At 40.5% G+C, this 215-nt stretch carries 1 protein-coding gene; it reads right to left on the bottom strand.

The features are described 5' to 3' along the window. Positions 1 to 215: 50S ribosomal protein L3 (gene rplC / locus AMO19_RS00020; RefSeq protein ID WP_075506822.1), on the bottom strand; the 215-nt coding region annotated here is incomplete at both ends.

Here is a 215-nt window from a genome sequence, read left to right on the forward strand (position 1 = left end):
AAATTCTTCTGAGCATCAATTTTTAGAACTAATAATCCTTTGGTAGTTATCTGTTTTCCTCCATATCTTCCTGCCATTCTTTTCCCTGGATAAATTCTACCCGGAGTTGTTCCTGCTCCTGTAGATCCTGGTGCTCTATGATTTTTTGAACCATGACTCATAGGACCTCTGCTAAAACCATGTCTCTTCTGGTAACCTGCAAAGCCTCTACCCAT

Origin of the sequence: Prochlorococcus marinus (assembly GCF_001180245.1) — a bacterium.
GTDB classification, from domain to species: Bacteria; Cyanobacteriota; Cyanobacteriia; order PCC-6307; family Cyanobiaceae; genus Prochlorococcus_A; species Prochlorococcus_A marinus_F.